The sequence below is a fragment of the Photobacterium kishitanii genome, from assembly GCF_003026355.1.
Lineage (GTDB): Bacteria > Pseudomonadota > Gammaproteobacteria > Enterobacterales > Vibrionaceae > Photobacterium > Photobacterium kishitanii.
In genome coordinates, this window is record NZ_PYON01000014.1 from 1 (window position 1) to 16099 (window position 16099).

5 protein-coding genes are annotated in these 16099 nt (G+C 40.0%); 3 read left to right on the forward strand and 2 right to left on the reverse strand.

Annotated elements, in window-relative coordinates; translation table 11 throughout:
* Window positions 1-35 precede the first annotated feature (35 nt).
* The 3 genes from C0W29_RS15300 to C0W29_RS21760 all read left to right on the forward strand — a co-directional run bounded on the left by C0W29_RS15300 (window position 36) and on the right by C0W29_RS21760 (window position 12476).
* Window positions 36-11351 carry a T1SS-143 repeat domain-containing protein gene (locus C0W29_RS15300; protein WP_235869036.1) on the forward strand — a complete coding sequence of 3772 codons (11316 nt, stop codon included), beginning with the start codon at window positions 36-38 and terminating at the stop codon, window positions 11349-11351.
* A 67-nt stretch (window positions 11352-11418) separates the two neighbouring features.
* Window positions 11419-12168: a DUF2884 family protein gene (locus C0W29_RS15305; protein WP_235869033.1), complete on the forward strand. Its 750-nt coding sequence runs from the start codon at window positions 11419-11421 to the stop codon at window positions 12166-12168.
* Window positions 12169-12320: 152 nt separating this feature from the next.
* Entirely contained in the window at window positions 12321-12476 is a 156-nt protein-coding gene (locus C0W29_RS21760) for a hypothetical protein (RefSeq protein WP_045045603.1), read from the forward strand.
* Here the strand turns inward: C0W29_RS21760 and C0W29_RS15310 are convergent.
* Window positions 12473-13480 (reverse strand): phospholipase A, encoded by a 1008-nt coding sequence (locus C0W29_RS15310; RefSeq protein WP_045043633.1) that lies wholly within the window; start codon window positions 13478-13480, stop codon window positions 12473-12475. The two genes, C0W29_RS21760 and C0W29_RS15310, sit on opposite strands and share 4 nt — an antisense overlap.
* 192 nt (window positions 13481-13672) lie before the next feature.
* Complete coding sequence (locus C0W29_RS15315; protein ID WP_045043634.1) at window positions 13673-16027, reverse strand: YgiQ family radical SAM protein; 2355 nt, start codon at window positions 16025-16027, stop codon at window positions 13673-13675.
* Window positions 16028-16099 lie beyond the last annotated feature (72 nt).

Sequence of the window (16099 nt, forward strand, 5' to 3'; positions counted from 1 at the left end):
TGCTAACCGTGGTTGATAGCCACGATAAGCCCGTGATGGTGGTAACTATTGCCACCGATGGCTCTTACACGGTTGAAGTCACCGGTTCGATTGACCAAGATGCGGCTGATATTGCCAATATTAGCTTAGGCGTAACGGCGACTGATAACGATGGCGATACCGCCAGCGGCCAAGTAGTGATCACCATTAAAGATGGTAGCGATGCTGCAGGTAATGAGCAGGGTCAAGTGACGATCACCGAAGGGGATTTAACCCCGCAGGGTAGCGAACACGGCTATCCAGTATCTGGCACTACCACCATTGCGATTGAAGCTGGTACAGATCGTCTCGACCCAACAAAAGTGACCATCGATCCAAAACAACTGACATCGCTAATCACTGAGTTAGAGTCAGAGTTAACCACTGGTAATAATGAAGCGATCAGTTTTCATTATGACAGTGCGACGGGTGAGTTAATTGGTTTAACAGCCAATGGCGAGCAGGTTGTGACGGTATCATTGTCTGCAGTACAAGCGGCGAATGGTCACGATGTGGCGGTTAATGTCACCATCACTCAAGAAAAACCGTTAAATCATACCGATAACGGTAACCAAGGGTTAGTTGATAGTGTGAATGATAAGATCACCATCGATGTGCCGATTCAGGTGCAAGATACCGATGGTGACTGGCTGCAAAAACCGGCTAATGTTGATATCACAATTAAAGATGGCGCTAACCCAGAGTTCGGTACCGATACTGGGGTGACCATTAATGAATCAAGTCAAAAAGGTCAGATTATTCATGGTGACATACCGCTAGATGTTGGTTCGGATGCTATTCATAGCTTAGGCTTTAACGCTAACCAACCTGGTCTTAATGGTATAACGAGTAATGGCGAAGCCACCACCTTTACTGTGGCAGGTAACGTGTTAACTGTGATGGATAGTAACGACAAGCCATTGATGGTAGTGACGATTGCTATTGATGGCTCTTACACGGTTAAAGTCACAGGACCTTTTGATCAACCAATAGATAATTTAGTTGATATTAAATTAGATGTCACTGCGATCGATAATGATGGTGATAGTACTTCAGGAGAACTGAATATTACTATTGAAGATGGTGGTGATTCTATCAATGTTGATCGAGTAACAATCATCTTAACGGAAGGTGACCTTGACCCTATGCAAGGGGTTGGAGATCTACCGTACCCTGTTGAGCAATCAGGTCAGTTAATTTTACGTACTGATGACGATCGTATTTTAGCATCAACAGCAAAAATTGATCCAAGCCAACAGCAAACCTTGATTAATGAACTGACAGCAGAGTTAACTTCTGGTGGTCAGCCGCTGATATTTAGTATCGATAGTGACGGTAATTTAATCGGTAAACTTGCTGGTAGTGATACGGTCGCTATTCGTGTTGATTTGACGGCAACCCAAACTGGCAATAATGTTACGATTGATATAAAAATCACTCAAAATATACCCTTAGATCACCATCAGTCACAGAGTTCATCAGGTTTTGTCACTATAGATGATGGCAAGATAACAATTAATGTGCCAGTTCAAGCGCAAGATACTGATGGTGATAGTCTAACTAATCCTGCCAATGTTTATATTGATATTATTGATGGTCAAAATCCTGTCTTTGGTCAAGATAAAGGCACAACCATTATTGAAACTGAAAATGGCACGACTGCTAGCGGTAAAATCGCATTAGATGTTGGTTCAGATGATATTGCCCACATTCATTTTCTAGCTTCGCAACCATCACTTGACGGTATTGTATCTAATAACCAAGCCACGCGTTATATCGTTGATGGTAATGAAATTCGTGTAGTGATTGATGGCGGCGCCAATGATGGCGAAATGGTTCTAACTATCACTATTGGTAATGATGGTAGTTATGTGGTTGATCAACATCAACCAATCGAGCAAAGCAATACCGCGGGTGATAGCGTTGATATTGCGTTATCTGTTGTTGCTACTGATGATGATGGTGATACGAGTAATACTGGTCAATTAGAGATCCATATTAAAGATGGTTTAGACCCAACCGGCGCAGGTGTTCAGGCCAGTATCACTATTACGGAAGGCGATCTAGAGCATCCTCAACCAGGAAAAGGTTATCCTGTTGTAGGTACTGGACAATTTACTGTTGATGCAACAGATGATGCGTTAGTTGCAAACTCATTAACGATCACTAACAGTGTTAAAACCACATTATTACAAGAGTTAAATGGCCTTACTTCCGATGGGGAAGCATTGACCTTTAGCATTAATATTGATGCTAATGGTGTCATCACGATTACCGGTATAACAGCAACGGGCGCGCAAGAAGCCGTTACTATTACTTTAACGCCAACAGCGCAAGCGAATGGTGATGTCAGTGTCGAGATGTCGATTACCCAGCAGTTACCATTAGATCATTTGAGTGCAGATGGTACTTATGTTGATGTTAATGGCGGCAATATCACGATTAATGTTCCTGTTCAAATGCAAGATACTGACGGTGATAGTTTACAACAACCTGTTGATGTCAATATTACGATTAACGATGGCCAACTACCTTCGTTTGGTCATGATACTTCGGCAACATTAAACGAAGGAGCATCAGGTCAAGCAACGGCATCAGGTACGATTAGTGTTGATACAGGCAGTGACCAAATAGAAAAAGTGTATTTTGGCAGTGATCAAGCATCATTAAATGGCTTAACCAGTAATGGTCATGCGACGACGTACCATTTAAGTGCTGATGGCACGAGTGTAATCGTGGTGCTACAAAGCGATCCGTCTCAAGTGGTGATGGAAGTAAGCATTGATATTAATGGTCATTATACGATTAATCAGCAATTGCCGATTGATCAAGTTGATGATAAAGCAGCAGATAATGAAAAAATCAACTTAGATGTTTATGCGCAAGATCATGATGGTGATGTGAGTAAACCTGGTCAAATTACGATTAATATTCATGATGGTATTAATGCGGCTGGCGGTGAAAGTGGAACGATTACGATAACTGAAGGTGATTTAACGCCAACAGATGGTCAGCAAGGATATCCAGTTTCAGGTAATACTGATATTGCAGTTATTGCTGGTGTCGATCGTCTTGATCCAACTACGGCAACAATCGATAACGCTAAGCTGACGGTATTAATTGATGAGTTACAATCAGAATTAACTGCCGATGGCGCTAAGATTAGCTTTGTTTATGACCATAATAGTGGTGTATTAACGGGTACTGCTGACGGAAAAGTCGTGCTTACGGTAACGGTGACTGCCACTCAAGCGACTAATGGCCATGATGCTGATATTAAAGTATCAATTACTCAGCATTCACCACTTGATCATAGTGGTAATGCTAATGGCGGATTAGTGACTGTTGATGGCGATAAGATCATTATCGATGTTCCTGTACAAGTTAAAGATACTGATGGTGATTTATTAGACAATGATGTTAATGCTCAAATTACCATAGAAGACGGTACTGGACCGGTGATCACTGCGGCACCGGCATTAACCGTAGAGGAAAGTGATTTAGCTTCAGGTACTACGCCGTCGGGTAATGGTGAATCTGCTTTAGGTGACATTATTGTTAATTCTGGCAGTGATCATGTGGTTAATTTCAAAGTTGATGTTGAATCATTTAATCAACAAAATGATATAACCTCACAAGGTCATAAAATAACGTTATCGCAATCAAGTGAAGGTACTTATCAAGGTATTGCTAATGGTAATGTTGTCTTTACTTATTACCTGCTACCAACAGGGCGCTATATTTTCCAATTGCACGGCACGATTGATCATCCGACTCAAGGTGAAGATCAACTAACCGTTGAAATCCCTGTCTATGCTGTCGATAAAGATGGTGACGTGAGTGCAAGTGTTAATATTGATGTCACTATTCAAGATGATATTCCTACCGTCGAAAATGTGGTGTTAATAGCGGTTGAAAGTACAACTGATCATGTAAGTGATACTAATTATGGCTACGTTATCGATAGTACAGGTGCTGATGGTGCACAAGTTACTTCTGTAACCATTGATGGCAAAGACGTTGCGCTAAGCGATCAAAACTTAAGTCACGATGGTTTCCATGAATTTAATATTTATGATGGTAATCAATTATTAGGTCAGTTGTTTATAAAACCAGATGGCCAAACAATCTTTAGAGCAAGTGCTGATCTTACTCATAGCCAAGAAGAAATTATTAAACAAATTGGTTTTGAGGTCACTGATGGCGATGGCGATACTGCTCAAGGTACGATCACGATTGAGTTATCAGACCAAGATTCAATTCTTCATACCGAAAATAGCATTGGTGAAGAAGACGATGGCCGTCACTCAACTGACGCAACAGATAATGTTGATCCAAGTCGTGATGGTATTGCAATTAATATGACCATAGATGTTGGTGATAATGATCGTGGCGAACATATTGGTACGGTAACTATTCAGCCCCAGACTCAAGCGCATGGCGTATTTATGTATAACGGTCAGCCATTAACCGTAAATAGTGATGGTAGTATTACCTTACCTGCTGGTGCATTTAAAGCCGATGCTGCGAATGAGAATTTTACCTTACAGGGGGTTACTTTTGTTCCTGATGCTGATTATTCAACCTCAGCCGCTGGGATTAAATTTGATGTAACAGCACAAGTAAATACCACTGATGGTGGTAATCATCCAGTAATGAATGGTGAGTTTTCAGTTAATGTTCAAGGTATTGCTGACACTCCTACTTGGAATGCAAGCTCAGTTGATCATTATGTCACTACAGAAGATCAGAATAATGTATTACTTAATGTTGTCGCTGATTTACAAGATACTGATGGTTCAGAAAGGTTGTTCTATTTCATTACGGTACCTGCAGAATATCAGGACAAGTGTACTTTAGAAATTGGTGGACAGTTATTAACTGAGACTTCGCCAGGTTCTGGTGTTTATAAAGTGACAGCGAAGCAGATGGGTTCTGTTGAAGTTAATCCAGTTGATAACTTCAGTGGTGATATTAAGCTAACTATTCAGGCACAAAGCAAAGAGAAAAAGAACTTTGTTGATGGGCATCAAACCGCTGATTCTGCAGAGAAGACAGTGATTATTAATGTTAATCCTGATGCTGATGATGGTGTGCTTAAAGTAACGCGTGTTGAAGCAAATGAAGATCAGCGGATTGATTTATCAGGCCATATTGATTTAACGTCATTGGATGATAATACGGATAACTCTGAGCATTTATTCTTGCAAATTTCAGCGTTGCCTGACGGAGCCGTGTTGTATCTTAACGATCAACTATTAACCCCAAATGCTGATGGTGTGTATGAAATTTCATACCAAGATCTGAACGGTTTATCGCTACAGCCGCCATTAGATAGTAATGTCGATTTTAGTATTACTGTAAATGGCGTTATTCGTGATATGGCACAAATTACTGATGCTAACGGTAATGTTACAACTGAAACCAGTGAAAAAGTGATTGGTCCTCAAACGATTGATGTTGCACTTACTGGCGTGGTTGATCGTCCTGAAATTGTGGCTGAAAACTCAGATTGGACACCATTGGATGATGGTCGAGATGGTTTACAAACCACGATTAAAGAAGATGGTGAGGCAAAATTCGATTTTAAAGTGATCTCAGGCGAACATGTTCATGCTGATGGTAAAACTGATGGTTCAGAAACATTAAGTGTTGTTATTTCAGGGATACCAAAAGGTACTGAAGTTTATGACTCCGAGGGTAATCTGCAAACATTAATTTATGCAGGTGAAGACAGTAACGGCCAGCCAATTTATCAAGTTAACCTTGATTCATTAACGAATATTGCGATTAAGCCGCCACACAATAGTACTGAAGATATTCATCTTGATGTACGGACGGTGGTGACTGAAAATGATGGTGCGAGTGCAAGTTTTAATAGTGAGTTAGTTATTCACATCACGCCAGAAATTGATGCGGGTAATTACAGCACTGTTTCCGAAGGCTTAGAAGATCAGGCGACCGTTATTAATTGGAAACCGGTGATTACGGATACTCAAGAGCATATCACAGGATTAGCCTTAGCTGGATTGCCTGCCGGTTATCAGCTGTTTATTAATGGTGTTCTGCTTGATACCGATAGTAGTGGTAACGTTGAGTTGACCTCGCAACAACTACAAACATTATTAGATGGCGGTAAATTAACGGTTACTGCACCACAAGATTCAGATAAAGATATCCAGTTAACGTCAACAGTAACAATATCTCAAACGGATGTTGACGGTAATAAAGAAACGGTAACTAAAGATATTACTGGTACGTTGGATGTTGATATAACTGCGGTTGTTGAAGCTAATGGCCACTTAGTTGTTGATGATAATGGCACACTTGTAACCACAATAGCCTCTGGCACGGATGGTGTTATTGATCTTTCTAATGATGCTGGTTCTGACGGTAAAATCACGTGGCAGAACAATGATAGTTCAAGCACTGAAGTGATCACTCAGATAGTTTTGGAGCCAATCCCTGAAGGATTTGTCATTATTGGTGGTATTAATAATGGTAATGGTAGTTGGACCGTACCGCAATCTGCTTTAAATGATCTAAAAATTATTGCGCCAGAAGGTTTTAAAGGTGAGCTAAAGCTTAATATTAATGCGCTTGTTCAAGATATGAGTGATGACGGTGATGTCAGTGCGAAAGTTAAAGAACAAGGCACAATCACGTTGGATTTCAGCGCGAATACTGAAAGTCATACTGAAAAAGCCGCTGATATTATTGTTGATGAAAGTTATATCGTAACGGGTAATGAAGATCATAGTGTCAATCTTGGCCAGCAGATAATGGATCATATCGTTACTGTTAGTACTGCGAATGGTAACCAAAGTCATGATGATTTTACCTTAGTAATAAGTGCTAAGGACTTACCTGATGGCGCATCAATTTCAGGGGCGGCGTTTGACCATATAACTGGCGAGTATGTGTTACAAGTTCCAGTCGCTGCTGATGGTACGGTTGATCTTTCAGGTATTAAATTAAATTTACCTGCCGACTATGCGGGTGATTTTAAATTCGATGTGACTTATGTTACGACAGATACTGATAGTGGTGATGTTGTAACTAAAACGGACAGCATTACCGTTCAAGTTGCGCCACAAGTGGATGGTCCTAAAGATGTCGCTATTACCGTTGTTGAAACGGATGGTTTGAATGCTGATAAACAGCCAATTTCAACCTCAGATGATAAACAAGAGCAGGTTTACGATAATGTTGCTTATGAAGATGGCGATATTAAACTCGATCTGTCTGTTAGTTTAAAGGACTCTCATACCTCTGAAACGAGTGGTAAAGAAACTGTCCAATCAGTAACACTGACATTGGCTGATAGTAGTGATGGGGTGTTCATTGATGCTCATGGTAATGTGCTTGGAACATCGATTACGATTGATCAAAGTCAGCTGGATAATATCCATTTCCGTCCTGCACAAGACTTTAGCGGTAAGGTAGATATTAACGTTACTACAACGGTTGTTGATAGCGCTATTTATGATGATACGACTGGTGCGACGGTAACTGATACTAAATCGTTTGATAGTAACGTTAGCTTTGATGTTATTGCTGTGAATGATGAAATTAAATGGCAAGGCGTTGATAAACCAATAGTAGGTGATGAAGATACATCTATTTCACTTGCTGGTATTAGTGGTTCTCTAGAAGATATTGATGGTTCTGAGCATATTGTATCTATTAAATTAGAAAATGTACCTGATGGTTTTATTATTGAAGGTGCAGTTAATAATGGTCATGGTGTGTGGACTATTACCGCATCCGGCGAATCATTTGATTTGAGCTCGATTAAAGTGCAACCACCGCATGATTTTAGCGGTAAAGTTGATATTGATATTGTAGTTTATTCAAAAGAAGAATCATTAGATAAACCAGCAGAGAATCGTGAAACGATCACTATTGATGTAACACCTATCGCTGATAAAGTTGATACAGATGTTAACCCAAATGCGGCTGGCGATGAAAATAGTACCATAACGCTTGATTTGGGTATTAAAGCCTATGATGACAAAAACACCATTAATAACTCAGGGACTAATGTCCACGAAAATGGTGCTGAATCATTACAAATCATTATTACAAATGTACCAGATTCAAGTTCATTTACTTTGCCAGATGGTGTGGCCGGGAGTGCTGAAAAGCAAGCCGATGGTTCATGGATCATTAAAGTTACTGGTTCTGATCTTGATACGCTGATTTTCCATCCAGGTGATGCAAATAATCAAACGGTAATTGATGGTAATGTTTGGAATGGCGATTTAAATCTAGATATTCGTGCCGTTGATAACGGTGTTGTTGGTACTGATAGTGTTGCGGTTGATAAAACAATTCACGTTGATATCACACCAGATAATGATGCACCAGTAAACCACTTGCCTTCAGATACATTAACAGTAGATGAAGATGCCACTTTAGTGATTAAAGATCTGCAAATCACTGATGTTGATAGCAGTGATCATAATGCTGTCATGGATATGACCGTCACGTTAAGTGTTGAGCATGGTCAACTTGCTCTTGCTGCGGGTGTTGATACTTCAGGGCTAACTATTACTGATAATGGTGACGGTAAATTGGTCATTAAAGGTGATTTAAACCTGATTAATCAGTTACTGGATCATGGCATTAATTATACTGGTGATAAAGATTTTAATGGCACTGATAGCCTAACGATGACCACTAATGATAATGGTAACTCAGGGGCTGGCGGTGCATTAACAGACTCTGATAGCATTGATATTACCGTCACGCCAGTTAATGATGCGCCGATTAATACCGTGCCAGCAGCGTTTGATGTAGATGAAGACAGTAGTCATATTATTACTGGATTGAAAATTGCGGATGTTGATGCCAAAGAAGGTGGTGCATCCAGTCAAATGACCGTTGAGTTAAGCGTTGAGCATGGGTTGTTATCAATTATAGCGGCTGATACACAAGGGTTAACCATTACGGATAATGGTGATGGTAAACTCGTGATCAGTGGTGATATTGATAAGATCAATACTTTGCTAGATGGCGGCATTAAATATACTGGAGATGCAAATTTCAACGGTAGTGATCAGTTGACGATGACGACATCAGATAACGGTAATGTTGGTAGTGGCGGTGTATTGACTGATGTGAGTACGGTTGATATTACAGTCACACCCGTTAATGATGCGCCGATTAATACCGTGCCAGCAGCGTTTGATGTAGATGAAGACAGTAGTCATATTATTACTGGATTGAAAATTGCGGATGTTGATGCTAAAGAAGGTGGTACATCAGCGCAAATGACCGTTGAGTTAAGCGTTGAGCATGGGTTGTTATCTATTATAGCGGTTGATACACAAGGGTTAACTATTACGGATAATGGTGATGGAAAACTCGTGATAAGTGGCGATCTTGATAAGATTAATACTCTGTTAGATAGCGGTATTAAATATACTGGCGATGAAAACTTTAATGGCAGCGATCAGCTAACAATGACAACATCAGATAATGGTAATGTTGGCAGTGGTGGTGTATTAACTGATGTGAGTACGGTTGATATTACTGTTGCTGCAGTTAATGATGCGCCTATAAATGAAGTGCCTACATCGATTAATGCGGATGAAGATACAGTAACCGTTATTCGTGGTTTAGGGGTTACTGATGTTGATTTTGATGAAGCTAAAAATAATGAAACGATGTCGGTTAATTTATCGGTAGAACATGGCTCATTATTGATTACCTTACCTGAAAACAGCACCGTTCAGGTGATTAATAATGGTAGCGGTAACGTTGAGATTAAAGGTTCATTGGCTGATATTGATGCGGTATTAAATAGTGGCGTTAGCTATACTGGCGCAGCTGATTTCAGTGGTAATGATACGTTAACGATGACGACGAATGATGGTGGTAATACTGGGTCTGGTGGTAGCCAAACAACAACCAATAAGGTTGATATTACGGTGATGCCAAAACCAGATGCGCCGTCATTAACATTAAGTCCAGAGCACTTACAAACAGCGGCAATTCAAAGTTCATTAGGTACAATGTTGCCATTAATCGGTTTGATTGCAGCCGCATCAGTACATGCTAATGCATCAGAAAAGCTATTTATACGTTTGGCTGATTTAGGTACTGCGCAAGTGGTAAATAAGGACGGTCAACAGATAGGTATTGATTTTGGTAATGGGCATTGGCAAATCCCAGCAGAAGATTTGGATAATGTTTACATTAAAGGCTTAGAACAAGGTACCCATAAGATCAATATTGAAGCGGTATCAATAGTACCTGATGGTGATCAAGCAGCGTCACAACCAATAGCTGTAAATGTTATCGTCGATAATCTTGCTGAAACGAATAATGTTATTGGACAGAATACTGCTTCCGACCAAGCTAATTTGGTGATTGATAGTACTGCTGAAGCAACCCTGTTTGGTGGTGATGGTAATGATATTCTTGTTGGGGGATTAGCGTCTGATATTTTAGTCGGTGGCCGAGGTGATGATATTCTGTGGGGAGGAGATCTGGATGGCCATGGTGATGGCGTTAAAGATACTTTCTTATGGTCTGAAGCCGACTTTGGTACGGCTAATGCGCCGGCAACGGATACCATTATGGATTTTGAAGTCGGTATTGATACCATTAGCCTTGGAAATGCGCTTGATAGTCAAAATATTCAGTCATTAGATGATTTAAATAATCGTCTAAATATTATTGAGCAACAAGGTAATACTGAGATTCAAATCTTTGATGATCAGCATCAAGTCGTGCAAAATATTATTTTAGAAGGTGTGAGTCATAATGACCTCTTTGGTGATAATGCGCTCAACATGAGTAACGAAGATAAGTTGGACTCGTTGATTAATAGCGGCAATCTTGAGTTAGGTGATAACTTTGGTGATCAACAGAGCAATACGCTAGTTGCTGATAATCAAGGTGAGTCTCTATTTGGTCTTGATGGTAATGATATTCTTGTTGCTGGACAAGGCAATGATATTTTGACGGGCGGTAACGGTGATGATGTGTTCACATGGCATGAAACGTCACTTTCTACCGTAAGTAATACTGATACGATCACTGATTTTGAATTGGATAAAGATCAAATTAATATCCGTAATTTACTGACTGATGATAACAGCAGCTTAAATATGGATGATTTATTAAAACATGTTAGTGCTGATGTTGATGGTAAAGGCAATATAAACCTTGAGGTAAATAGCCGTGAAGGACAGTCACAGCATATTGTGTTAGAAAATGTTAATCCACAAAATGACTTAGGTTTAGCTGATGGGGCATCTTCTGCTGACATTGTGTCATCCTTATTTAGCCATAATGCATTTCAAGTTGATAATACGCATTGATAAATAATTAAACTAAAAAAAGCAGCTTTAAATAGCTGCTTTTTTAGATCAAATAGAAAGAGAAAGAATGATGAGAAAGTGGCTAATTGGCAGTATTCTTTTATTAGGTTCAAGTACTGTATATGCGCAAAGTTGCCCTGTTGATATTCCTAACCCTATTCATATTGATAAAGGTAATGTATCCGTTTATGAGGCAGGAAAGCCGAAGCTATTAATTGATGATAATAATAATTTATTCATTAATGGTCAGCAGGTTGATCTTAATACGATCCAACAAAAAGCATTAACTGCTTATAGTGACAATATGCAGACCTATCTGCCACAAATGGCAGCCTTAGCACAACAGGGGACAGGACTTGCATTGGCTGTATTAAAAGATGTTTCCAGTAATTTTGATTCGCAAGCCGCGTTTTTAAAAGTTCAAACTCTCGTTAATCAATTAAGTGAACAAGCTCAGCATAAATTTTACAATCAACAGGGTGAATTTGTGATGCCAGCTGATGTGTTTAGCAGTATGGATACGACATGGAAAACTGAATTTGAAAATGCAATGCAGCAAGTAACAGTAGAATCAATATCGAGTGTATTAACAGCATTGGGTGAAGAAATGAAAAATGGAGATCTGGATTTTAGTCAGATGCAGTCTAAATTTTCACAATTAAAGACTCAGATCACCGATACCGTTACTCAACATAGTGGTGAAATGAAAGTGAAAGCCAATGATTTATGTGGCTCAATTGAAGGGTTAGCAAAACAAGAACAACAACTTCAACAAATTATTCCACAATTGCAAGACATACCTATGTTTAAAATGTAATGACAGAAAAAATAGTTAAAAATAGCACTTAAGGGTGCTATTTTTATTGGTATTACCACCTACACTTGATAAAGAAGATATAAGCATAAGTCTGTAGATTATCACTAGTATCGATATGCATATCGTTGTTAACAAAAGTCAAAGGAGTGCGAATGTTAAAGTTATTGATTATTTTTGGGCTATTAGCCTTTGCATATTGGGTTATTCGTTATTTATCAAAGTCACAACAAAATCAGATAGTGACTGGCTTGGTCGCAGTATTGGGTTCTGCGGCGATCATTTTTATTGGTACTGAATTATTCCGTTAGAGCAAATCGGTTAATGCAATACCGACACCTAGTCGCTGTTGTTTGTGATTGTAATCAACTAAGTTTTCCCCATAACCAGTTGAGTATTTAGTATATCCGCGTAATTTACCCCAGAGCGGGAATGTTAAACCTATTTCTCCATAACCTTTATGACTGGCAAAATTATGGCGTCCGGTAAAAGTGAACTCATAATCTTGCCATTTATATACAGCATTGACTTCATAGTGTCCCATGTAGTCAATGATATCTGGGTTATCATCGCCGGTAGGTGATGATGGGGTTTGTTTCTTATCTTCAGGAATACGCCACCATGGACGTAATGAGAAGGCGAAATTACCCTTTTCAAAAATAATATCGGTGTAGATGCGGTTCCAGCTACGGGATAATCCTTGAGTACGACCATTAGATTGATGCTCAATACCAACAGTCATCCATGTATTTGCACCCAAAGGCGTCCATGGTGTTGGTGCAAGATAAAATATTTCGGGACGATAGTTGGTTTCTCTAAACGGACGAGAAATATCAGCAGCATATACTTGCCAGTATGATTCTAATGTGAAGGCGACAAATAAACCATCATCATGGATCAGTAAGTCACCATAGTTTAATGGTGTTTTAAAGCTGATTTGAAATTCAGCTTCGGCATTTTTCATTTTACCAGCCCAAGGACTATCCTCGTAAGCGGCGTTATTAATACTGTCTGTCATTACTATTGGTAGAAAGTAATTCATTCGGTGAGGAGTTATGACAAAGCGATGAAAAGCGGTCTCACGTTCATATTTTAGGCGCTGAGAAATAAGAGCTGGATGTGCTGTTTCTGGCGCTGGTTTAGTGGCAATAACCGTATCATTACAGTGTGAACGTATCTCCTCAAGAGTGAGGTTACCACTCAGAGTTTTAACGGCATTAAGTAGGCAAGCCTCATAATCTTGAGGTGTATTTGCTAAAGCAGTGCCAGAAATCAGTACTGATGTTGTAAGGCAAAAAGTATAAATATATCTCACAATAATTCATAATCCTTGAAAGTGATGTGAAAATAAAGGGTGCTAATTATTATTTGTATGTTTTTATATTGCCATGAGTGTATCTAATTAATTATCAATATTATTAATATTAAGTCAAATAGTTGTAAAAAAGGCCGTCTTATCTAAGACGGCCTTTTATTGTTTAACAGTCAGAGTTCTATGCTGCGTGAGTTACGCGCCTGCACGACTACGGTTTGGTTTGCCATTAGGTCGTTGACCGCTAGGCTTACCATTACGGTTAGTTGGGCGACTAGTAGGTTTTCCATTAGCATTCGTCGTGTTATTACTGCCACTACGATTAGTGTTTGTATTCGCTTTCGTAGTATTGCCGTTACGTGAGCCGTTGGGTTGCGGTTTACCATTCCCAACAGGTTTACCGTTACGGTTACTCTGAGGGCGTTTACCATCAGTACGAATATCTGGTTGGTTTGGATTTTTAGTCGCAAAACGTTTAGAGCCATGACGGCCTGAACCTCGACGCTCGGCTGGTGTCATTTCAGCTTCGCTACCCGCTTCTGGTACTAAACAATTAGGGCGATTACCAATTAAGTATTTCTTGCCCATTGTGATTAAAGCATCACGGATAAGAGGCCAGTTTACAGGATCGTGGTAACGCAATAGTGCTTTATGCAGGCGACGTTGACGTTCACCTTTAGCTACAAATAAATCTTCTCGACCTTTGTACTTTACTTTCTTCAACGGATTCGTTTCAGAATGGTACATTGCTGTTGCATTACACATCGGTGATGGGTAGAAGTTTTGTACCTGATCACATTGGTAATCATTTTGCTTAAGCCATAGTGCAAGGTTCAACATGTCTTCATCCGTTGAGCCTGGGTGCGCTGAAATAAAGTAAGGAATAAGGTATTGTTTTTTACCTGCTTCTTGACTGTATTGCTCAAACATTGATTTAAAACGATCATAAGTGCCCATACCTGGTTTCATCATCAGATCAAGTGTGCCTTTCTCTGTGTGTTCAGGTGCGATTTTTAAGTAACCACCAACATGGTGAGTAACAAGCTCACGCACATATTCAGGTGACTCTACCGCTAAATCATAGCGAACACCTGATGCAATCATGATCTTCTTAATGCCTTTAACGTTACGAGCATTACGGTATAAATCAATCAGATGTTGATGATCGGTATTTAGCTTCTCACAAATCTTAGGGAAGATACATGATGGACGGCGGCAGTTCGCTTCTGCGCGTGGATCTGAGCAACCAAGACGATACATGTTCGCTGTTGGGCCACCTAAATCAGAGATAGTACCGGTAAAGCCTGGTACTTTATCACGGATATCTTCCAGCTCATTAAGGATCGATTCTTTGGAGCGGTTTTGGATAATACGGCCTTCGTGTTCAGTAATTGAACAGAATGAACAACCACCAAAACAACCACGCATGATATTAACCGAGGTTTTAATCATGTCATAAGCTGGAATTTTTGCTTTGCCGTAACTTGGGTGAGGTACACGAGCAAAAGGTAATCCAAACACAAAATCCATTTCTTCAGTCGATAATGGAATTGGTGCACGGTTGATCCATAATTCACGATCTGCGTGTTTTTGGATTAATGCGCGGCCAGAATATGGGTTTGTTTCTAAGTGCATTACTCGGCTTGCATGGGCATATAAAATACGGTCATTAGCTAGCTTTTCATATGATGGCAAACGGACGACTGTATTTTCAGCATCATGGCGTGACGGACGAACATGAACAACTTGTGGTTGTTTTTCTTTTTCTTCTTTATTGGATGCACAAGTCTCTTCGGTCGCATATGGATTTTGCATCACCATCGGACGACCAGGTTTTTCAATGCGTGACGAATCGATTTCTTGATAACGCTCAGGAATGTCCTTGATCATTACCGCAGTGCCAGCAATGTCAGTTAATGACTTAATATCTTCGCCATTGGCAATACGGTGTGATACTTCGACCAGCGCACGTTCAGCGTTACCAAATAGTAGGATATCGGCTTTGGCATCCATTAACACTGAGCGACGGACTTTATCTGACCAGTAATCGTAATGAGCGAGACGACGCAAACTGGCTTCAATACCACCAAGGACAATAGGTGCTTCTTTATAAGCCTCACGACAACGTTGTGAATAAACTAACACCGCGCGATCTGGACGCTTACCACCTTCGTTATTCGGTGTGTAGGCATCATCTTTACGAAGTTTGCGGTCGGCAGTATAGCGGTTGATCATCGAATCCATATTACCGGATGTGATACCGAAATAAAGATTTGGCTTACCCAGCGCCATAAAGTCGTCTTTATTGTCCCACTTAGGTTGCGCGATAATACCAACGCGAAAGCCTTGAGATTCAAGTAAGCGGCCAATAACGGCCATACCAAAACTTGGGTGGTCAACATAGGCATCACCAGTAACAATGATAATGTCACAGCTGTCCCAGCCAAGTGCATCCATTTCTTTTCTAGATGTTGGCAAGAATGGGGAAGTGCCATAGCATTCAGCCCAATACTTAGGATAGCTATCAATAGGAGTTACTTTCGTGTGCATGTTTTGACCTCTATATTTTGAGGCGGGAATTATAGCGGCTCATAAAAAGGCTGGCTAGTGATTATAAACCCT